At 44.9% G+C, this 21002-nt stretch carries 18 protein-coding genes; 15 read left to right on the top strand and 3 right to left on the bottom strand.

What is annotated here, in order from left to right:
• Window positions 1–55 precede the first annotated feature (55 nt).
• Complete coding sequence (locus ACNORC_RS06015) at window positions 56–679, bottom strand: fasciclin domain-containing protein (RefSeq protein ID WP_418334722.1); 624 nt, start codon at window positions 677–679, stop codon at window positions 56–58.
• A gap of 165 nt (window positions 680–844) precedes the next feature.
• On the opposite strand from ACNORC_RS06015, the gene ACNORC_RS06010 reads away from it, so the two are divergent.
• The 6 genes from ACNORC_RS06010 (at window position 845) to ACNORC_RS05985 (ending at window position 7114) form a co-directional block, all read left to right on the top strand.
• Window positions 845–1051, top strand: coding sequence for a membrane or secreted protein (locus ACNORC_RS06010; RefSeq protein WP_418334721.1), 207 nt, complete (start codon window positions 845–847; stop codon window positions 1049–1051).
• A 13-nt stretch (window positions 1052–1064) separates the two neighbouring features.
• A complete protein-coding gene (locus ACNORC_RS06005) occupies window positions 1065–2165 on the top strand; it encodes a glycosyltransferase (RefSeq protein WP_418334720.1) in 1101 nt (366 codons plus the stop codon).
• Window positions 2156–2725, top strand: a complete 570-nt coding sequence (locus ACNORC_RS06000) for an RNA polymerase sigma factor (protein ID WP_418334719.1) — start codon at window positions 2156–2158, stop codon at window positions 2723–2725. Before ACNORC_RS06005 ends, ACNORC_RS06000 begins: the two co-directional genes overlap by 10 nt.
• A 215-nt stretch (window positions 2726–2940) precedes the next feature.
• A complete protein-coding gene (gene lipA, locus ACNORC_RS05995; RefSeq protein WP_418334718.1) occupies window positions 2941–3810 on the top strand; it encodes a lipoyl synthase in 870 nt (289 codons plus the stop codon).
• Window positions 3811–4848 (top strand): type I glyceraldehyde-3-phosphate dehydrogenase, encoded by a 1038-nt coding sequence (gap, locus tag ACNORC_RS05990; protein WP_418334717.1) that lies wholly within the window; start codon window positions 3811–3813, stop codon window positions 4846–4848.
• Window positions 4849–4879: 31 nt separating this feature from the next.
• Window positions 4880–7114, top strand: a complete 2235-nt coding sequence (locus ACNORC_RS05985) for a hybrid sensor histidine kinase/response regulator (RefSeq protein WP_418334716.1) — start codon at window positions 4880–4882, stop codon at window positions 7112–7114.
• Between the two features lie 125 nt (window positions 7115–7239).
• Here the strand turns inward: ACNORC_RS05985 and lpxK are convergent, their stop codons facing one another.
• Complete coding sequence (lpxK, locus tag ACNORC_RS05980; protein ID WP_418334715.1) at window positions 7240–8253, bottom strand: tetraacyldisaccharide 4'-kinase; 1014 nt, start codon at window positions 8251–8253, stop codon at window positions 7240–7242.
• A gap of 82 nt (window positions 8254–8335) precedes the next feature.
• Between lpxK and ACNORC_RS05975 the strand changes: the two genes are divergently transcribed.
• From ACNORC_RS05975 to ACNORC_RS05955, 5 genes are all read left to right on the top strand, one after another.
• Window positions 8336–9430, top strand: coding sequence for a Nif3-like dinuclear metal center hexameric protein (locus tag ACNORC_RS05975; RefSeq protein ID WP_418334714.1), 1095 nt, complete (start codon window positions 8336–8338; stop codon window positions 9428–9430).
• Window positions 9431–9432: 2 nt separating this feature from the next.
• Window positions 9433–10212 (top strand): zinc ribbon domain-containing protein, encoded by a 780-nt coding sequence (locus ACNORC_RS05970; RefSeq protein ID WP_418334713.1) that lies wholly within the window; start codon window positions 9433–9435, stop codon window positions 10210–10212.
• A 655-nt stretch (window positions 10213–10867) separates the two neighbouring features.
• Window positions 10868–11431: a hypothetical protein gene (locus ACNORC_RS05965; RefSeq protein WP_418334712.1), complete on the top strand. Its 564-nt coding sequence runs from the start codon at window positions 10868–10870 to the stop codon at window positions 11429–11431.
• Window positions 11428–12090: a peptide-methionine (S)-S-oxide reductase MsrA gene (msrA, locus tag ACNORC_RS05960; RefSeq protein ID WP_418334711.1), complete on the top strand. Its 663-nt coding sequence runs from the start codon at window positions 11428–11430 to the stop codon at window positions 12088–12090. Before ACNORC_RS05965 ends, msrA begins: the two co-directional genes overlap by 4 nt.
• Window positions 12091–12126: 36 nt before the next feature.
• Window positions 12127–13617 carry a potassium/proton antiporter gene (locus ACNORC_RS05955; protein WP_418334710.1) on the top strand — a complete coding sequence of 497 codons (1491 nt, stop codon included), beginning with the start codon at window positions 12127–12129 and terminating at the stop codon, window positions 13615–13617.
• A 511-nt stretch (window positions 13618–14128) separates the two neighbouring features.
• Here ACNORC_RS05955 and ACNORC_RS05950 read toward each other — a convergent pair.
• Window positions 14129–15475, bottom strand: coding sequence for an FAD-dependent oxidoreductase (locus ACNORC_RS05950; protein WP_418334709.1), 1347 nt, complete (start codon window positions 15473–15475; stop codon window positions 14129–14131).
• Between the two features lie 499 nt (window positions 15476–15974).
• Here ACNORC_RS05950 and ACNORC_RS05945 point away from each other — a divergent pair, with 499 nt between their 5' ends.
• The 4 genes from ACNORC_RS05945 to ACNORC_RS05930 all read left to right on the top strand — a co-directional run bounded on the left by ACNORC_RS05945 (window position 15975) and on the right by ACNORC_RS05930 (window position 19861).
• Window positions 15975–16130, top strand: coding sequence for a lmo0937 family membrane protein (locus tag ACNORC_RS05945; RefSeq protein WP_029038389.1), 156 nt, complete (start codon window positions 15975–15977; stop codon window positions 16128–16130).
• Window positions 16131–16273: 143 nt separating this feature from the next.
• Complete coding sequence (locus ACNORC_RS05940) at window positions 16274–17032, top strand: SDR family oxidoreductase (RefSeq protein WP_418334708.1); 759 nt, start codon at window positions 16274–16276, stop codon at window positions 17030–17032.
• A gap of 730 nt (window positions 17033–17762) precedes the next feature.
• Window positions 17763–18431 (top strand): hypothetical protein, encoded by a 669-nt coding sequence (locus ACNORC_RS05935; protein WP_418334707.1) that lies wholly within the window; start codon window positions 17763–17765, stop codon window positions 18429–18431.
• A gap of 827 nt (window positions 18432–19258) precedes the next feature.
• A complete protein-coding gene (locus tag ACNORC_RS05930; RefSeq protein WP_418334706.1) occupies window positions 19259–19861 on the top strand; it encodes a UpxY family transcription antiterminator in 603 nt (200 codons plus the stop codon).
• The last annotated feature ends 1141 nt before the right edge of the window (window positions 19862–21002 follow it).

Genomic DNA, 21002 nt, shown 5'->3' with positions numbered 1-21002 from the left:
AAAAGTGCTCCAAAAATGTCATTTTTGGAGCACTTTTATTTTATGTTTTTAAGGCCTAGCTTCCGCCTTCTGCCGCATTATCGCCGGAGCGCAAAACATTATCTATAACATGGTATACACCGGAGTCTTTCTCCATTTTTGAGGTCACGATCGCAGCCTTGTTTCCCAAAACGTCAATGAGTACAACCTTATCCCCTTCCTGCGTCGCCCAAAGTTTTTCACCCAATGCAGTCCTAAACTCATACCTGCCGTTTTCTGAAGCCCGGATCTTCTGAAGAAGATTATCTACGGTTAATTGTCCTTCCACCACATAGTAGCGCAAGTCATCTTTCATATTTTCTTCTATCCCGGATTCTTCTCCTGAATTGATCTTTTTTGCAGGAATCCGGTCGTAAGCGGCATTGGAAGGTGCGAAAATGGTAAAAAGACCTTCTTTTCCTTCAAATTCTTCTTCCAAACCGGCCTTCCTAAATTGCTCAGTAAAAGCACTCAGCTCACCATTCTCGCGCATCCTTGCAAGAAGGTAGCTTCTTGACATTGGCCTTTCCTCTCTTAATTCGTCCTTTTTCTCTTCGGGAGGAAAAATTTCTACTTCAGAATTTTGCTTCTCTTTGTCCTGGCAGGAAAACAGTACAACAAAAAGGAAAATGCTGATAAATTGTGCTATTCTAGATGTCATAACGGTTGGTTTTAGAGGTTCTCTACAATTTATTGGGATATATTCTCACATCCCATTTCCGAAGGCTAAATTTTAGTTAAAATGTTAAAAATGAGACTTTAATAAAGTTCAGGATATCCTTCAATTACTCTCCATAATTCTTTATTTTTGCACAAAATATTGACCATGGAACTTGTATTAATCACTATAGTACTTTTAGGACTTGCCTTTGCAGGAATCGCCATAAAGATCTGGGGAAAGAAAGACGGAAAATTCAGCGGCACCTGTGCCAGCCAAAGTCCATTTCTGAATAAGGAAGGAGAGGCTTGCAGCTACTGCGGAAAAATGCCCGATGAAGCCAGAGATTGCGATCAGCCTCAATCAGTCAAATAACCAACCCAAATAAATGTTGCTGTTCCTTTTAGCCTTTGTTCTCATTGGCCTGCTAAATCTTTGCTATTACCTGGGTTTCTTCAAATTCGCCTTTGCTTCTTCGGAAGTAAAAAAAACTGAAACCCCTCTCCCGGTATCGGTGATAATTTGCGCCAAGAACGAAGCTGAGAATCTGCGGAATTTTCTTCCGAAGGTATTGGAACAGGACCACCCAAACTTTGAAGTGGTGATCATCAACGACGCTTCCATTGATGAGACTTTGGAAGTGATCGAAAAATTTGCTTCGGAAAACCACAGGGTTAAGATCGTAGACGTCCAGAACAATGAAGCTTTTTGGGCCAACAAGAAATACGCGCTCACCCTGGGGATCAAAAAAGCCTCTAAACCCTTTCTTTTATTTACCGATGCCGATTGCCGGCCCGAGTCAGATCAATGGCTGCGGGAAATGAGCGCCCACTTTAGTACAGAAAAAAGTATTGTGCTCGGCTACGGCGGATATTTCATCAACAGCCGAAGCCTGCTCAACAAACTCATTCGCTTTGAAACCCTTTTGACAGCCATCCAGTATTTTTCTTATGCCCGCTGGGGAATGCCTTACATGGGGGTTGGCAGAAACCTCGGTTACACCGCTGCCGAATTCTACCATCAGAATGGCTTTGCAACCCACCTTCACATTCGCGCCGGTGACGATGACCTGTTCGTAAACCAGGCAGCTCATAAACGCAATACGAATATTTGTATTTCAGCTAACGGGATCACCCGAAGTGTGCCAAAGGAAGATCTGAGATCCTGGTTTCAGCAAAAACGCAGGCACGTATCGATCGCAAAACACTACAAGAAAAAACACCAGTTGCTATTAGGCCTCTTTTATTCAACCCAACTCCTTTTCTGGTTATTCTTTCTCATTCTCATTTTTACTTCTTACTGGCAGATAGCTCTGGGGATGCTGGCGGTGCGATGGCTGGTGCAGGGAACTGTTTTCTATAACTCCGGAAAAAAATTCGGGGAAACCGATCTTTTCTGGTTATTTCCCTTTTTGGAACTGTTCCTAATCTGGGCTCAATTAGGTATATTTATAGCTAATTTAATTTCAAAACCCACTCATTGGAAATAGGTCCCGATCCACTTCAGAAACAGATAGAGCAGGCAAAAAAAGGAAAACAAAGCGCCTTTAATTATCTGCTCGACACCTTCTGGAATGAAGTTTATGGCTTTCAGCTAAAACGGACGCAGAACGAGTACGATGCTGAAGACATCACCATTCAAACTTTTTCCCGGGCTTTTGACAAGATTGACAGTTTTGATCCGGAATATTCTTTCAAGACCTGGCTGTTTACCATTTCCAAGAACATACACGTAGACCTGATCCGGAAAAAGAACGCTTCCATTCGTTCCCGTACTACCGATGAGGAAGATGAGCGGGTGTATCGCATCGCTGATGATGCTCCCAGCATTGAAGACGCCCTGATCACCGAGCAGAACCTGGCCCAGTTGCTGCGTGATATCAAAAAACTGAAACCCCATTACCAGGAAGTGATCAATCTGAGGTATTTTCAGGAAATGAGCTACAAAGAGATCTCGCAGAACCTGGACGAACCCATGAACAACGTTAAAGTAAAGTTACTACGCGCAAAAAAGCTGCTGGCACAGATCATTGAGCAGCGAAAAAGGTGAAATAAGACCAGAGCTTGGAATTTGGAAATTGAGAAAGGTCTCGACTCCCTGTCTGCCGACAGGCAGGCGCTCGACCTGACAAAAACTAATTCTACTGAAGATGAATTTTGCGATTGGGGAGGTTCCGGTATTACCCTTTTTGACTTCCTAACAATTCCCCTGCTTTTTATGCAATTCCCCTATTTATTGTATCTTTGCGGCCAAGAAAAATTTCTATGGAAACAACAGAAATCACTGCCAAAAGAACCCCTAAACCCAAGTGGTTGCGGGTAAAACTTCCCACCGGTAAAAAGTATACCGAACTGCGGGGAGTGGTAGATAAATATAACCTTCACACTATTTGTACTTCCGGAAGCTGTCCCAATATGGGAGAGTGCTGGGGTGAAGGAACAGCCACCTTTATGATCCTTGGGAACATCTGTACCCGTTCCTGCGGATTCTGCGGAGTAAAGACCGGAAGGCCTGAAACAGTAGACTGGGATGAACCTGAAAAAGTAGCCCGTTCTATTAAACTGATGCAGATCAAACATGCCGTGATCACCAGTGTTGACCGCGACGACCTGAAAGACATGGGATCCATCATCTGGGCGGAGACCGTAAAGGCCATCAGAAGGATGAGTCCTGAAACAACTTTGGAAACCCTTATCCCCGATTTTCAGGGAGTAGAACGCAACATCAACCGTATCATAGAAGTGAATCCGGAAATCGTTTCCCACAATATGGAAACTGTAAAAAGGCTCACTCGAGAAGTAAGGATACAGGCGAAGTATGAACGCAGCCTTCAGGTATTGAAATACTTAAAAGAACAGGGTATCAAAAGAACCAAATCAGGGATCATGCTTGGTTTGGGAGAAACTGAGGAAGAAGTTATTCAAACTTTGAAAGATCTGAGAGCTGTAGACCTGGATATTGTCACTATTGGTCAATACCTGCAGCCTTCTAAGCAACACCTTCCGGTACACGAGTTCATCACTCCCGAACAATTTAAGAAATACGAGACCATCGGCCTGGAAATGGGGTTCCGTCATGTTGAAAGTGGCGCGCTCGTTCGCTCTTCCTATAAAGCTCAGAAACACCTTACCTAAATGACGGCAGGGAACACTTCCGAAGTAAATATGAAGGAGAAGGTCCGCATAGGCATCAACGGATTTGGCAGGATTGGTCGCAATCTTTTTCGGCTGCTGCTGCAGCACCCTGCCATTGAGGTAGTGGCCATCAATGACCTTGCGCCCGCTCCCACCCTTGCCCATCTTCTAAAATACGACAGTATTCACGGCGTGCTTAAAGAGGAAGTGAAAGCCAATGGCAGCGGAATTGAGGTGAATGGCATCAAGGTCCCTGTGCTGAATGAGCAATTTCCGGAAGATATTCCCTGGAACCTTCACAAAGTTGACCTGGTTGTGGAAAGCACGGGAAAATTCAAGACCCGGGAACAACTGGAAAAACATCTCAAGAGCGGAGTCAAAAAGGTGATCCTGTCGGTACCCCCACAGGATGAAAGTATTAAAATGGTGGTGCTTGGCGTGAATGAAAATATTCTGGATGGCACAGAGAACATTATTTCAAATGCCTCCTGTACCACGAACAATGCCGCGCCCATGCTGAAGGTCATGCATGAACTTTGCGGCGTGGAAGAAGCCTATATCACTACCGTTCACTCTTACACTACAGACCAGAGTCTGCACGACCAGCCTCATAACGATCTGCGTCGGGCGAGAGCTGCAGGCCAATCTATTGTACCCACTACTACTGGTGCAGCAAAAGCTCTCACGAGTATCTTTCCGGAGCTGAGTGAGGTGATTGGCGGCTGCGGAATTCGGGTACCTGTACCCAACGGCTCTCTTACCGATATGACCCTGCACGTTTCCCGTCCCACCAGCATTGAGGAGATCAATTCAGCTTTCAAAAAAGCGGCCGAAGGAGAACTGAAAAATTACCTGCAGTACACCGAAGATCCTATAGTTTCCATCGATATAAATGGTAATCCCCATTCCTGCATTTTTGACGCTCAGATGACCTCGGTAGTCGGGAAGAATCTGGTAAAATTGATAGGCTGGTATGACAATGAAATAGGCTATTCCAGCCGCTTGATTGATTTAATTTCCCTTGTTAGCAATAAATAATTATATTTATCCTCAGTTAGCTACGTCCCCAATGAAGAAAATAATTCTATGCGTAGTGGCTTTTCTTGTGTTTTCCTTTTCCTACGCCCACCAGGAAAAAAACCTACAGGAGATCGAAGAAATAAATGCCACTATCGAGCAGCTGTTAAGCGATGCTGAGGAATCCATCAACAGCATGGACCTCGACACCGCACTTAAGCAGCTCAACACTGCGCTTGAGCTGTCGCGTACTATTGACCATCCGCGACTCACGGCTCTCTCCAGCAGTATCATGGCCCAGCTGTATTACGTACGGCACGAGAACGACAAGGCAGCCACCGAGCTCCAACGGGCAATTTCCATTCAACGAAGTATTGACGATCAACCCGGACTGGCGTATAGCTATGTCAACTACGGAAAGATCTTCATTGCCAAGAAAGATTTAAAAAGAGCCGAAGAATATCTCAATCTTGCAGGAGATATTTACCAGAGACTCGATAATACTGAAGGGGTTGGCGTTGTAGACCTCAACCGGGCGATCCTTTATCTCAACGTTGAGCGAGATCCAAAAGAAGCTCTAAAATATTTCTCTCTGGCCGAAGAAAAACTCGCCGGAACCAAGAACGAATATGAGCTCTCCCGACTTTATTATTACCGCGGAAGGTCGCACCAGTTACTTGGAGAATATGACGAAGCCCTTGCAAATGCACAGTTAAGCCTCGAGATCTCACAGGAGAATAACTTCCGAAGCATGACCATGTTTTCATACAGTCTGCTGAGCCAGATCCATGAGGATGCCGGTAATTTTGAGCAGGCGTATGATTACCTGAAAAAAAGCACCCGGTTAGGAAATTCCCTCTACGATCTTAATAAAGAAGCCATCACTTCAGATGCCAGCGCCCGCTATGGGGTTGACGCCATGAAGAACATGATGAACGAGCTTAGCAAACAGAATGAGGAGAATGAACGCACCCTGAAGGTCAACAAACTCACCACCATCCTGAGTGTGGCCTTGATCACCATTCTTTCGCTGCTCACGCTTTCGCTTTACAAGAACAACAACCTTCGTGCGAGAGCGAATGATCTGCTTCAGAAAAAGAATTCTGAACTGGTGACCGCCAAGGAAAATGCTGAAAAAGCTTCCCTGGCAAAGGCTCAGTTCCTTTCCACTATTACTCACGAACTTCGGACTCCGCTCTACGCGGTAACGGGTCTCACCCATCTGCTGCTGGAAGAAAGCCCGACCGAAAATCAGAAAGAACACCTCAATTCCCTGAAGTTTTCCGGAGAATACCTGTTGTCTCTTATCAATAACATTTTGGACCTCAACAAACTGGAGGCTAAAAAAGTGGAAATGTTGGAGAGTTCTTTTAACCTTCAGAAGCGGATCACCGATGTACTGGTAGCGCTGAAAAATTCAGCGGAAGACAAGAAGACCAAACTGCATCTGGAATTTGATCCTAACATTCCGCAGAAATTAAAAGGAGATCCATTAAAGATCTCGCAGATCCTCATCAACCTTATTGGAAACTCCATCAAATTTACTGAAGACGGTGACATATGGGTGCGGGTAAAAAGGCTGAGCCAGACCGGGAAACAGGTACTGCTTAAGTTCGAGATCGAAGACACGGGAGAAGGTATCAGCAAAGAGAAGCAAAAAGCCATTTTTGAGAACTTTACCCAGGGAAGTCTGCAGATCAACAGGAAGTTCGGCGGTACCGGACTTGGATTATCGATCGTAAAGAACCTGCTGAATTTGATGGATAGTGAGATCCACCTGGAAAGTGAATTGGGAGAAGGTTCGCTGTTTTATTTCGAGCTTAAATTCGAAGCCCTTGAACCGGCCGCCCCTCAGGAACCGGGCAGTGATTCCAATGCCATCCCTGAGCCACTTTCTAATGATATCATGCACAATAAGAAGATCCTTATTGTGGAAGACAATAAGATCAACCAGATGATAACCCGCAAGATACTTGAGAAGAACAAGGTGATCTGTGATGTTGCGGATAACGGTACGAGTGCGATCGAGAAGGTCTCCAACAACCATTTTGACCTCATCCTGATGGACATTCACATGCCGGGGATCAGCGGAATTGAAGCAACAAGGGAGATAAGAAAATTCAACGAAACTATTCCGATTATTGCCCTCACCGCGGTAACTTTAGAAGAAAGTTTAGATGAATTCTACCTTAACGGATTTAATGATATCATCCCGAAACCCTATAAAACAGAGGAATTCTTCCAAAAGATCAATAAATATCTGAGCCAAGAAAAAGCATCAGTCTAATTTATGGCACAGGGTTTGAGATAAGGCTAACATCAAGTTATTGAATTGATAGTTTGAATTAGCCGATATAAAAAATGAGACTCTCCACGGTCTCATTTTTTTTTGCTCTTTATTTACACCAACACTTATTTCTGTTGTGCCACAAAACTCAAGATAGCTTCCTCAAATTTCTCCCGGTCCCCGATGAAGTGGGTCGCAATAGGCAGGTAAAACAGCTTATCTGCAGGAATGTATTCTTTAAGTCGGACGAAATCTTTTTCGGTAGTAAGTATTAGCTCCTTCTGCTGCAGCTGCTCTATTTCTGAAGTTGAGAAGTTGTGGTGATCGGGATAGGCGATATGTTCGAATTTCAATCCTTCTTTCTGCAAGTGATCAAGTAATGGCTTTGGATTTGCAATTCCGGTGACCAGCGAAAAATGCCTTTTTTGAAGCTCCTTTAAGGGAAGAGGTTCAGCTTCCCCAAAAATTTCCTTGCTATAGGCTATGCTGCTAAAGAATACCGGCTGGCCTCTTTTGATCTGCAGCTTATTTTTGAGGGTTTCCTGTTCTTTAGGAGAAAGCCCAATGGGACATTTTGTGACAACAATAACGTCTGCCCGCTTAGCCCCTGTAGATGATTCCCTAAGGTTACCTGCCGGCAGCACCAGGTCATCACAGTACAGATCTGAATATGAAGTAAGCAGAATATAAAATCCGGCTTTTACCTTCCGGTGTTGAAAAGCGTCGTCAAGAATGATCACTTCGGGAGGAGTCTTCAGCTTAAGCAATTCTTTGATCCCGTGTGCCCGTTTCTCATCGACCGCCACCAATGCCTGCGGAAATTTAAGCTTGAACTGCAGGGGCTCATCCCCTACTTCGGCTGCAGATTCCTTTCCGTTAAGCAACAAAAATCCTTTACTGCTCCTTTTGTACCCCCGGCTAAGACTCGCCACCCTGTATTGCTCCTCCAGCAGATGCATCAGGTATTCCACCATGGGAGATTTTCCCGTGCCGCCCACACTCAAATTACCTACCGCAATGACCGGAAGATCAAAACTTTGGGACTCAAAAATGCCATTATCATAGAATTTGTTCCGAAGAGTGGTGATCCCGTCGTAGAGCAGGGAAAAAGGATAAAGAAGTTTTCGGGCTTTTAACATACCAGCGAAATTAGTACTTTTCAAGCTTTCTAGCTCTTTTCACTAGAAAAGAGAGCTAAGAAAATAGAAAAAAGACCTTACTATGCTCATAAAAGATGTTACTACTGCCCTCGAAGAACTGGCTCCTTTAGCTTATGCTGAAGACTTTGACAACGTAGGATTGCTTACCGGCTCTCCGGATCAGGAAGTCACCGGAATCATGGTGACCCTGGACACCCTTGAAGAGGTAGTTGACGAAGCCCTAGAAAAGAACTGTAACCTGATCGTTAGCTTCCATCCCATCATTTTTTCCGGACTTAAGCGCCTCAACGGCAGCAATTACGTGGAACGTACCGTGCTAAAAGCCATTAAGAACGACATAGCTATCTACGCCATTCACACGGCGCTTGACAATCATTTCAAAGGGGTGAACGATATGATCTGCGAAAAACTGAATCTTCAGAACCGCCGGGTACTGGTGCCGCAGCAGAGCACTATCAAAAAACTGCTCACTTTTGTTCCAAAAGCAGCAGCCAATGAGGTGCGGGAGGCTCTATTTGCTGTAGGAGCAGGCAGCATAGGGAATTATGACAATTGCAGCTTCAATGTCAACGGCAGTGGATCATTCAAAGGAAATGAAGATTCTAATCCGGTGATAGGAAAGAAAGGAGAAACGCACTTTGAAGAGGAGACCCAGATAGGGATAACTTTCCCAAAGCATTTGGAAAAGGCTGTTCTAAATGCCCTTTTTAAAGCACATCCCTACGAGGAGGTCGCGTATGAGCTTACCAGTCTTGAGAACAACAATCAGCATATTGGAATAGGAATGCTGGGAGAGCTTCCGGAAGAGGTGGAAGAAAAGACCTTTTTGGAAGAGGTAAAGCAGGTATTTGGCCCCGGTTGCATCCGGCATTCGGCTTTACTTAATAAACCTGTAAAAAAAGTAGCTGTTTTGGGCGGAAGTGGCAGCTTTGCGATCGAAAATGCGAAGCGTGCGGGAGCAGATATTTTTCTAACTGCAGATCTTAAGTATCACGACTTCTACAAAGCTGAGGGAATACTGGTGTTGGCAGACATTGGACACTACGAAAGTGAGCAGTACACAAAAAACCTGCTCAGTTCTTATCTTAAGAAAAAATTTGCTAATTTTGCAATCGTTTTATCAAACACAGATACCAATCCTATCAAGTATTTTTAACTATGGCAAAAAAATCCGATGTTACTGTAGAAGAGAAGTTAAGAGCGTTGTACGACCTTCAGCTTATTGATTCCCGCGTGGATGAGATCAGAAATGTACGAGGTGAACTTCCATTGGAGGTAGAAGATTTAGAAGATGAAGTAGCAGGCCTAAACACCCGTTTGGAAAAAATGGATGCCGATCTTGAGGTGATCGATCAGGAGATCAGCACCAAAAAGAATTTAATTGAAGATGCTAAGGCAGCGATCAAGAAATACACTGAACAACAAAAGAATGTTCGCAACAACCGTGAATTCAATGCTCTTTCTAAGGAAGTTGAATTCCAGGAACTGGAAATAGAGCTGGCTGAAAAGCAGATCAAAGAATATCGCGCACAGATCGATCAAAAGAAAGAAGTGATCGAACAAACTAAAGAACGTTTGGAAGAGCGCCAAAAACACTTGGATCACAAGAAGAGCGAACTTGATGAGATCCTTGCAGAGACTGAAAAAGAGGAAAAAGCGCTGATCGAAAAATCAAAGGAATACGAAAAGCAGATCGAAGAGCGCCTGGTAACTGCCTATAAAAGGATCAGGGGAAGCGTTAAGAACGGTCTTGCCGTAGTGCCGATCGAAAGAGGTGCTTCCGGAGGTTCTTTCTTTACCATTCCGCCACAGGTGCAAATGGAGATCGCCGGCCGCAAAAAGATCATTACTGACGAGCACAGTGGTCGAATCCTTGTTGATGAGGAACTGGCACAGGAAGAAAGAGAAAAAATGAATGAACTTTTCCAGAGTTTCTAAGGAAAAGTCATTTTTTAAGATACAGAACCCTTCACGAAAGTGAGGGGTTTTTTGTTGTTCGGAGTTCAGGGTTCAGGGTTCAAGGTTCATGGTTTATAGTTCTCGGTTTATGGTTTTGATGACTAACTATAAGATCCCTCGTCGTCTCTTTCTCCTGTCGTCGAAAAAGCCTCTGTCGGGATGACAAGGAACCAGCATCCGGCAACCGTTCGACCCCGGCGCCCCTAAAGGGGAAGTAATTCCCTGGTTCAAAATTCAAAATTTAAAATTCCGATTCCCCCATTGAAGAATCACAACTTACAGCCGATAACCGTTCGACCTCAACTGACAACCCACAACTCACAACAGACAACTGACCCTCCTACGCTGAAGCTTCGGTGGGCAAGCAACCCGCAACCCGCCACCGTTCAACCCCGGCGCCCCTAAAGGTGAAGAAAAATTGAAGTACCAAATTCCAAGCACCAAATGCCAACCAATCGGCAGGAAAGTGATAACTGACAACCCACAACCCACAACCGAAAATTGGCAACCCGCAACTTGCAACATGCAACATGCAACATGCAACCTGCAACCTGCAACCGGAAAAATCCGTTAACACCGCTTTCACATAAAAGACCTCTGGAAAACTTACCTTTAAAAGGTTAAAACCTGCATTATGAAAAAATTTGGTATAATAATTCTGCTGCTTGGTCTTCTTGTTTCCTGTAACGACAAGAACAGGGCTTCTTCAATGGACCGGCAGGAAGTTGAAACATCAGAAAATGTTCCTCCCGAAAATATTCAGAAGGAAAGAGAGGCCGTACAGACAGAGGTAGAACCCGAAGCGCCCGTGGCGGTCTTAAAAGGCCGATACCGCAAACTGGTGAAAGACAAGCCCGCTGCAGATTGCAATTGTAACTGTATTGAGATCGATTTTGACAAGCCAACGGAATGGTGTATCGAGAAGGACCGCATGTTTATCACAGCCCGCGTCCAAAGAACAGGTGACAATACAGCTAATATTTATTTTGTAGATGTGTCCCGTGATGATGATCGTGAGAAAAAAATGCCGTGGGCAGATTTTGACAGGGACACCCCGGTGGCTTCCCTAGAATTTCATGAAGATGGTAGTGCTAAACTGGATTGGAAAGGATTTGCTTCCGGCGGAGAAATTGCCACTGATTATGCCATTTTAGGAAAGAAAACACTTGAAGGAACCTATAAAAGAGACGAAGAATGAAACTACTAGTTGCCCTATCCATATTATTTACTTTCACTACCGGTTGCGGAAATAATTCGGAAAAAAACGAGATCCGGCCCGATCTGGCTGATGCCGATCCCGTAGAGGTTCCGGCGCAGGACGGACTTAAAAGAGCATATTTTGCGAGCGGTTGTTTCTGGTGTGTAGAAGCCGTTTTTGAAAGCGTGAAAGGAGTTAAAGAAGCCGTTTCGGGATATTCGGGAGGACATACCAAAAATCCCACCTACGAAGAAAGCAATACCGGAAGAACGGGACATGCTGAAGCAGTAGAAGTGATCTATGATCCGGAGGTCATCGATTACGCCACCCTGGTAGACGTGTACTTTGGTTCTATGGACCCTACCCAGAAGAACGGACAGGGTCCCGACATGGGATCGCAGTATCGCTCCATTATCCTTTTCCAGAACCGGGAACAGGAACAGGTCATTGAGCAGAAGATAAAGGAACTGGCTAACCAGTACGAAAAAGCAATTTCAGTTGAAGTATTGCCGTTTCAGAAGTTCTGGAAAGCAGAAGACTATCATCAGGATTACGAACGCCTGCACCCGAATGATCCATACATCCGCAATGTTTCCATTCCGCGTATAGAGAAGTTCAAGAAAAAATTTCCGCACTTGTTAAAGGAAAGCAGCCACTAACAGGACATTTTATACAAAGTTTGCTTTCTTTGCCGTATGGACATTACCACCGAAAATGTATTATTGATCGGGTCGCTTTTATTGCTGATCAGTATTCTGGCGGGAAAAACTTCCTATAAATTCGGGGTTCCCACCCTTATCCTTTTCCTGTCTGTGGGGATGTTGGCAGGCTCTGAAGGAATTGGAGGAATCCATTTTGACGATCCGCAGCTGGCACAGTTCATCGGGATCGTTTCGTTGAACTTTATCCTCTTCTCGGGAGGGCTCGACACTAACTGGCGTAGCATCAAACCCGTCCTCTGGCATGGGATCTCCCTTTCCACCCTCGGAGTGCTTTTTACCGCTTTGGCCGTTGGTACTTTCGTGTGGGCGATCACAGATTTTACTTTTTACGAAGGCCTGTTGCTGGGGTCCATCGTTTCCTCTACAGATGCTGCCGCGGTCTTCTCTATTTTGCGTTCCAAGAACCTAGCTTTAAAAGCTAATATTCGGCCTACGCTTGAATTGGAAAGTGGTAGTAATGATCCTATGGCCTATTTTCTCACTATTGCTTTTCTGGGGCTGGTGGTGAACCAGGATAAGGAGCTCATTTCTATTTTGCCGTTGTTCCTGCAGCAGATCCTGATAGGTGCAGCACTCGGTTTTCTCTTCGGAAAGCTTAGCAAAATTATCATAAACCGAATCACCCTCGACTTTGAAGGATTATATCCGGTACTGGCGATCGCTCTTATGTTCGTAACCTTCTCAGCTACAGACAGGCTTGGCGGAAATGGCTTTTTGGCGGTCTACCTCAGCGGAGTATATCTTGGGAACCGTGACCTCATTCACAAAAAAACCATTATCCGTTTCTATGACGGACTCGCCTGGCTGATGCAGATCGTGCTGTTCCTTACGTTGGGACTGCTCGTCTTTCCGAGTGATATTGTACCCATTCTCGGTCTTGGCGTATTGGTCTCAGGATTCCTTATTTTGGTCGCAAGGCCGCTGGCGGTATGGCTCAGTCTTTCCCCGTTCAAGATGAAGACCCGCAGGCGCTGGTATTTGTCTTGGGTAGGACTACGGGGTGCAGTGCCGATTGTTTTTGCTACCTATCCCCTGCTCGCCGGAATTGAAAAGGCACATATGATCTTCAATATTGTCTTCTTTGTTTCACTGACATCTGTAATTGTACAGGGAACAACTTTATCGGTGGTGGCGAAATGGCTTCATGTAGCCCTTCCAAAAAAGGTAAAAAAGGTCTCTCCTGTTGACGCGTTTTTGAACGACGGTACAAAATCGCTTATTCGTGAGATCACTATTCCTCCGGATAATTTCTCGGTGGGAAAACGTATTGTAGACTTACACTTTCCGCGGAAAGCCATCATTGCGATGATCTCCCGAAACGGAAAATTCCTCACCCCTAACGGCACCACTCAGATCGAGGCTGATGACACTCTTGTTATCCTCGTAGAGGACAAACAGAGCGTAGAATCTGTATACGAGAGCTTACAACTCCATCCCGACCCGGATTTTGGGGAGGAGGATTAATGAAAAAGCTATTAGCTGTTAGCTTTTGGCTCTATTGTCATTCCGACGAAGGAGGAATCTCTTTGAAAGTAGTGATGTTGTGACGAAGTGACCCTGTGATGGAAAAAGCTTTTGGCTCTTGGCCTTTGGCTTTTGGCTATTATGCCGTCACTTCGAGTGTTTCATGAGCGATAGCGAAGGAAACAGTATCGAGAAGAAGGCAGGGTTCAGTATTAGCGATTCAGAAAGGCTTCGACTATTCGCCGCAGAATCTGCGGCGGCTCAGCCTGACAACAGAGAACTGAAAACAGGAAACTCGCAACCCGCAACAGGCAACCTTCAACAATTCCCGTTCAGCCCCCGCCCCTAAAGGGGAAGGAAAATTCCGAGTTCAAGATTTAAGATTGAAGGTTTGAAAGAGAACTGAAAACAGACAACTCACAACCGACCCACCTACGCTAAAGCTTCGGCGGGCAAGCAACCGACAACTCATAACTCGCAACCGGCAACCGGCAACTTGCAACCGGCAACTTTACTTCCCTTTCAACAGCTCCAGGATGCGATCTTCCACTTCCTTAGAGTCCCATTTTTCAGAAATACCGGGAAGCTGCATGATCTCATCCATGATACGCGCCTGCCGGTCGCCTTCCTGTAAGGCTTCGGAATAAGGATTTTCAGAAAAAGTGACTCGCGAATACACCGGAGTCCATTTTTCAGGATGTCGGGTGGCAAAGTGCTTTTCGATCTTCTTCCGCAGCAGGAAATCAGGATCTGCGGTCTTGCTGCTCATCTCCAGAAAATTCCGGTAACTGAGTTCAGCAATAGCATCCGCATTGGGTTTGCGCTCTTCCTGATAGATCCTGAAAATGCTTTCCCAGTCATCGCCATACTTTTGATGCAGCTCACTCAGGAAAGAAATATCTTCAAACCCCGCGTTCATACCCTGTCCGTAGAACGGAACTATAGCGTGTGCGGCGTCTCCAACAAGAGCAATCTTATCATAATAGGTCCACGGATAACATTTTACGGTAAGCAGGGCACTGGTGGGATTCTTCATGAAATCGCGGGTGAGATTGGAGATCTCGTCCTTGATATCGGGAAAATGTTCACTGAAAAAATTATCTGCTTTTTCTCCGGAATTGATCGCCTCAAAAGAGATCTCTCCTTCAAAAGGCATGAACAGCGTACAGGTAAAGCTGGCGTCCAGGTTAGGCATCGCGATTAACATAAAATTGCCGCGTGGCCAGATGTGGAACGAATTTTTATCGAGACGGTAAGAACCATCTTCATTAGGCGGGATACGCAATTCCTTATAGCCCACATCAATAAAATCCTGGGAATAATTGAACCTGCTCTGCCGTTGCATCTTGTGTCGCACGCGGGAAAAAGCTCCGTCGGCACCAAAGATCAGGTCAAAATCATACTCCTTCCACTCCCCTTTCTCACTCTCTCCAGTGTATAATTTGGCTTCGGAAAGATCAACATCCCATACTTTTTCCTCGAAACGGAATTCTACCCCGGCAGCTTCCGCCAGGTCGATCATCTTCCTGCTCAACACTCCGCGGGAAATAGAATAAATGGCTTCACCTTCCTTTCCGTATTTCTGAAAGTAGACCGGGTCGTTGTCCACGTGCATAGCCCTTTGATACAGGGGAATGGCCAGCTTCCGGATCTCCTCCTCCACTCCGGCCTCCCGCAGGGCTTTCCACCCGCGGTTAGACATAGCAAGATTTATGGACCGACCTGAAAATTCCACCAGGCGCACATCGGGACGACGGTCAAAGACGGTAATAGTATGTCCGACTTTCTTAAGGTGAAGCGCCAGAAGCGACCCTACCAGTCCGGAACCTACAATAGCAATATTTTTGGAATGCTGCATTTAAAAATTCTTGGCAGCGAAAATACGAATTTTAATTGTGAAGCGGTGAAACAGTGATGGTGTGACGGAGTGATGGAGTGATGGAGTGATGGAGTTATTGGCTGTTGGCTACCTGCCCGCCGAAGCTTTAGCGAAGGAGGGTTAGCCGTTGGCAGTTATGAGTTGTCGGTTGTGTTGTGGAGTCCTAAATAGAATTGACCTTTTTTAGAAGTTTGCTAGTTAATTTAAAGCCCTCATTTATGTGACTCCCCCTATCCTCTGACCTCTCACCTCCGTTTCTTGATAATTGATAATTGTTCATTGTTAATTGCTCATTGATCATTGTTCTGGTTAAACCTCCGTTAAAGCAGCAGGTGAAATTCAAAAGCTTTTGTACATTTATTAGATAGTTTGATGAAACCAGGTTAAAAAATTGATAATCTAACACTTACCGTCACATAAAATTGACTTCAACATATAAACTCTAACCAGCAGTGAATAACTGCACAAATCCTAAATTATGAGAGACTTGGTATGGCTTATTATCGTTTTACTGATCATTGGATGGTTGATCGGGTACTTTGCCTTCCCCGACCTGGGTAGCATTATCCACATCCTGATTGTAATCGCAGTGATCCTGATCATTTATAAACTGCTTACCGGAAGAAGCTTATAGCAGATAATGAAAAATGGCTGTTTATTGATCTTATGGTAAAACCTGATCTACCTATATTTAGGATGGTTTGTAATCTTTACCTTTGTTAGGATCAGTAACAGCCATTCGTATGTTTTGGCGTTTCAGAATTAAAAAAATAGTACATGTGGAATCTTGAAGGCCAGAAGGCCGTTATCACCGGAGGGTCAAAAGGAATAGGAAGGGCCAGTGTATTGGAATTCCTGAAATTGGGGGCAGAGGTCCTTTTTACCGCCCGAAAAGCGGAAGATATCATCAAATTTCAGGATGAGTTGCTCGCAAAGGGGTACAAGGTAAAAGGCATGGTAGCTGATGTCACCAAACCTGAAGACCGGCAGAAGGTCATGGAATATGTAGAGAACACCTGGGGTTCATTGAACATTCTGGTGAACAATGCGGGGATCAATATCCGGAAAAGAGCCCATGAATATTCTGAAGAAGAATTCCGGAAGGTACTGGAGATCAACCTCGTCTCCCCCTTCGCCCTTTCTAGAGAATTACACCTTTTACTTAAAGCCTCGGGCAATGCAAAGATCATCAATGTTTCCTCTGCGGCCGCCACTCAGGATGTGGGTTCCGGCACTCCGTACGCCATGTCCAAAGCCGGCCTCCTGCAACAGACCCGCAGCCTGGCCGTGGAATGGGCAGCAGATAAGATTCGGGTTAACGCCGTCTCCCCCTGGTACACTCACACCCCACTAACTCAAAGTGTTTTGGAACAGGAAGATCGCTTAAAATCCATCCTGAATATGACTCCGTTGAAGCGGGTGGCCAAAGCTGAAGAAATGGCTTCCATTATTGCCTTTTTGGCCATGGACAAATCCTCTTACATCACCGGACAAAACATAGTAGCCGATGGTGGAATGAGCGTGAAAGCGATTTGAAGTACGAGTTGAGAAGTTGGAAAAAAAGCTGTTAGCCATTAGCTGTTGGCTGTTAGCAGTTGGCTTGATCACGTCATTGCGAACCCGCCTGCCGGCCGGCAGGGGAGTCCTAGGTTTCGGGATGACTGAAGCAATCTATCTCTTGGGAATTGACTTTATCAAAAGAAATAGAACCAAATTAACTCCTGCTCGCAACCTAAAGACTCTTTGTGAGCTTAATTTATTTCTTAGTTTTCTTTGTGTGAAATCTTGGATATATATCTAAAATTGAAGAGCAGCTCTAACCAATCACAGATTCGCCTGCCGCTGGGAGCTTTTTCGTTTTACCCCAGCCCTAAAAGGAGCCGAAAAAGCTTATCAAGAAGATTCTGAATACCCTTATAAAAAGAAATACCCTGCTCGCATGGCAAGACTCTTTGTGCGCTTAACTTTTTTCTTAGTGATCTTTGTGTGAAATCTGGGATACAGAACCAAAATCCAGGAGCAGCTTTAACTTAGCTACAGATCACCACTAACCACAACAGATTGCTTCGTCCGCTAAAGCGGACTCGCAAAGACGTAAACCTTAATGTTTTTGGAGGGCAGCGTGCAACAGGCAACATGCAACCGTCCTCCCTTGTTCCCCTGATGGGAAGGAATCCTTTAACAAGATCACTTCCTCACAGTATCATATCATCACACTACTCCATTTCCCGAAAAAAGATTAAATTCATTGCTCAAACCAACCAAAATGAAAAAAATACTTCTCCTGCTCGCTCTGGCTACCTCCTTACTCGGATGCAAAAACGAACCTGAAAAAGAAATCCCCATCACCCATCAAATAGCAAAGGCCAATGGCCTTGAGGTATTTGATCGGGTAAAAGAACTACAATACACCTTTAACGTCAAAGCCAATGATACGCTCCGAACTTCCCGGCAATGGACCTGGGAACCTAAAACGAACATGGTGACCTTGACCACTCCGGATAGTACTATAACCTACGATCATAAGTCTGAAGCAGACCGCCACGAATGGGTAGATCAGCGGTTCATCAATGATCAATACTGGTTGTTATTTCCGTTTCACCTCGCATGGGATGACATGGAGTATGAATATTCCGAAAAGGCAACCGCGCCTATCAGTGGGAATGAAATGCAGATGGTGACCGTGAAGTATCCGGAAGGAGCCGGTTATACCCCGGGCGATATGTATGAGATCTATTTTGGAGAGGATCTAATGATCAGGGAATGGATTTATTTATCAGGTGGCAGCAGGGAAAACCCGTTTCCGGCCAGCTGGGAAAACTACGAAGACTTCAACGGACTCAAGATCGCCAAGACCCACAAGAACAAGAATGGGAGTTTTGAGTTGTTCTTTACCGGGATCAATGTTGTGATGGAGGACAGAGTGACGGAGTGACGGAGTGATGGTGTAAAGCTGTTGGCAGTTAGCCGTTAGCCATTGGCTTTGTTGTCATCCCGACAGAAGCTTGTGCAACAGTAGTGGCATAAGCTGGCGAGGGATCTCTTTGCAGTGAACCTGTGATGATCATGTGAAGCTGTTAATTGTTAGCTTTTGGCTGTTAGCCTTTAGCTATTAGCCATTGGCTACTAAGGTTGTGCATTGATAATTGATCATTGATCATTGATCTTTGTTTATTGTTCATTGTGTTTCCGTTCAGCCCCTGCCCCTAAAGGGGAAGAAAAATTCCGGGTTCAAAAATCAAGATTCAAGATTCAACAACTGTGACGTAGTGACGAAGTGATCCTGATATGAAGGATGCGTATGTTGAAAAGCTTTTGGGCTATCAGCTATTGGCCGCCTGCTCATCGAAGCCAGGCGAGGTGAGTTGCTTCTTTACGTCATTGCGAACCCGCCTGCCGGCCGGCAGGGGAGTCCCGAAGCTTTGGGACGACTGAAGCAATCTATCTCTTGGGAATTGACTTTATGAATTGAAACATTCCTGCTCGCAATCTAATACTCTTTATGAGCTTAATTTTAACCTTTGTGTTCTTTGTGTGAAACTTGGAAAACGGATTCAAAATTATGGATGACAGCTCTAACTCAGCCACAGATTCATCTTCAACTACAACAGATTGCTTCGTCCGCTTAGGCGGACTCGCAAAGACGTAAACCACAATGTTTTTCGTGCGGCGGGCAGGCCCGCAACGTGAAAAAGAAACATTCGTGCACCTGCCCGTCCGGCAGGCGGGTCCGTGACAAAAAATAGAGTTTTAATCTAAGATTTGGTCTCAATTATAAAGACTACAGAAAAGTATTTTCAAACCTCCTACCAAAAGCTTAATTTTGCAGTTCACAGCTCGGCACTCTTCGTGCACACCCTACCCGAGACAAGATTGGAAAAAGAAGCAATGAACTGGTATGCCCTGTACACAAAACCGCGTTGGGAGCGAAAGGTAGCGAGTAGGCTTGAAGAGCTCGACATTCAGACCTATTGCCCGGTGGCCACCGAAGTGCGCCAATGGAGCGACCGCAAGAAAAAGGTGACCACTCCCCTTTTTAAATCCTATGTTTTTGTGAAGCTTAATGAAAAGGACCGCGGAAAAGTCTTCGACGTTCCCGGAGTTGTACAGTATATCTTCTGGTTAGGCAAACCTGCCATTATTCGCGACGCTGAAATAGAGACCATTCAAAAGTGGCTCGAAGATGACCGGGTGGAGGAAGTCGATGTGAGTGACCTTACTCCCGGCGACAAGATCACTGTTGCAGGCGGAAGCTTTAAGGGGCAGCAGGCAGTTGTTCAGAAAGTGGGAAAAAAAAGATTAAAACTTGTTCTTCAAAGCCTGGGAATGGTGGTCAATGTGCGGACTTCAGAAGCTATTTCTTAATTATATAGAATGTTCATTTTTTATGGCTTTTAGCCGTTAGCTGTTAGCCGTTGGCTCTGTTGTCATTCCGACGAAGGAGGAATCTCTAAGTTGAGACCTTGTAATGTTGTGATCATGTGACCTTGTGATGAAGTTATATTTCTGGAAAAAGCCGTGAGCTGCCTGTCCACCGAAGCCATGCGAAGGAGGATTGACCGTTAGCTGTTGGCTCTATTGTCATCCCGACAGAAGCTTGTGCAACGGTAGTGGCATAAGCTGACGAGGGATCTCTGTTGAAGTAGTGACCTTGTGATGAAGTGATATTCTTGGAAAAGCCCTTAACTATTAGCCGTTAGCTGTTAACTCTATTGTCATCCCGACAGAGATCTCATGGGCTTATTGTTAATTGTCCATTGATGTTTTCCTTCCACCCCGGCACACCTAAAGGGGAAGAAAAATTCCGGATCCAAGATTCAAAATTCAAGATCCACGATTCAAGATTCAAGATTTAAGATTTAAGATTTAAGATTTAAGATTTAAGATTTAAGATTTAAAAATTAAAAGAGAACTGGAAACCTGCAACCTGCAATCCACAACTCTCCGCTTTACCCCGGCCCTAAAGGGAGGCGGAGAATTCCGGTAATCTCTGTATGCTTTTTTCCGTTAACTCGTTTGCCGTACCAACTTATAAAAACGGTCCCTCTAATTAGGCCAGCACACTTCTCAAACTGACAACTCACAACCAGAAACTGAGGACCGACAACTCACAACTGAGAACTGAAAACCGAGAACCGCTAACTCAGAACTGACAACTCACAACCGACCCACCTACGCTAAAGCTTCGGCGGACAAGCAACTGACAACTCACGATTGGAAATCTGCAACCCCCAACTGGAACCCGCAACAGGCAACCTGCAACCTGAAAGAGAAACATTCGTGCATTCGTGGCAAAAAAAAAGAATTTTAATCTGATATTTACAATCACCAAATTCCCAGTCCCCATTCTCCAATTAACCATTCCCCGATTAACCATTCCCCAATTAAACATTCTTGTAGGAAAAAATCCCAATCCCCTCATTTACAAAATATTATTAACAGTTCATTAGTGAATTATTCTTACAAAAAGATAGGATTTTACGGTTTTCCGTAAAAATTATTGCTC

It is taken from the genome of Salinimicrobium soli (genome assembly GCF_048323655.1).
GTDB classification, from domain to species: Bacteria; Bacteroidota; Bacteroidia; order Flavobacteriales; family Flavobacteriaceae; genus Salinimicrobium; species Salinimicrobium soli.
The sequence above is the reverse complement of the archived record's forward strand: the minus strand, read 5'-3'. Positions and strand labels throughout refer to the sequence as shown.

Coding starts and splice junctions, on each gene's coding strand:
- ACNORC_RS06015 (WP_418334722.1), bottom strand. CDS start 679: ATGACATCTAGAATAGCACAATTTATCAGCATTTTCCTTTTTGTTGTA.
- ACNORC_RS06010 (WP_418334721.1), top strand. CDS start 845: ATGGAACTTGTATTAATCACTATAGTACTTTTAGGACTTGCCTTTGCA.
- ACNORC_RS06005 (WP_418334720.1), top strand. CDS start 1,065: ATGTTGCTGTTCCTTTTAGCCTTTGTTCTCATTGGCCTGCTAAATCTT.
- lipA (WP_418334718.1), top strand. CDS start 2,941: ATGGAAACAACAGAAATCACTGCCAAAAGAACCCCTAAACCCAAGTGG.
- gap (WP_418334717.1), top strand. CDS start 3,811: ATGACGGCAGGGAACACTTCCGAAGTAAATATGAAGGAGAAGGTCCGC.
- ACNORC_RS05985 (WP_418334716.1), top strand. CDS start 4,880: ATGAAGAAAATAATTCTATGCGTAGTGGCTTTTCTTGTGTTTTCCTTT.
- lpxK (WP_418334715.1), bottom strand. CDS start 8,253: ATGTTAAAAGCCCGAAAACTTCTTTATCCTTTTTCCCTGCTCTACGAC.
- ACNORC_RS05975 (WP_418334714.1), top strand. CDS start 8,336: ATGCTCATAAAAGATGTTACTACTGCCCTCGAAGAACTGGCTCCTTTA.
- ACNORC_RS05970 (WP_418334713.1), top strand. CDS start 9,433: ATGGCAAAAAAATCCGATGTTACTGTAGAAGAGAAGTTAAGAGCGTTG.
- ACNORC_RS05965 (WP_418334712.1), top strand. CDS start 10,868: ATGAAAAAATTTGGTATAATAATTCTGCTGCTTGGTCTTCTTGTTTCC.
- msrA (WP_418334711.1), top strand. CDS start 11,428: ATGAAACTACTAGTTGCCCTATCCATATTATTTACTTTCACTACCGGT.
- ACNORC_RS05955 (WP_418334710.1), top strand. CDS start 12,127: ATGGACATTACCACCGAAAATGTATTATTGATCGGGTCGCTTTTATTG.
- ACNORC_RS05950 (WP_418334709.1), bottom strand. CDS start 15,475: ATGCAGCATTCCAAAAATATTGCTATTGTAGGTTCCGGACTGGTAGGG.
- ACNORC_RS05945 (WP_029038389.1), top strand. CDS start 15,975: ATGAGAGACTTGGTATGGCTTATTATCGTTTTACTGATCATTGGATGG.
- ACNORC_RS05940 (WP_418334708.1), top strand. CDS start 16,274: ATGTGGAATCTTGAAGGCCAGAAGGCCGTTATCACCGGAGGGTCAAAA.
- ACNORC_RS05935 (WP_418334707.1), top strand. CDS start 17,763: ATGAAAAAAATACTTCTCCTGCTCGCTCTGGCTACCTCCTTACTCGGA.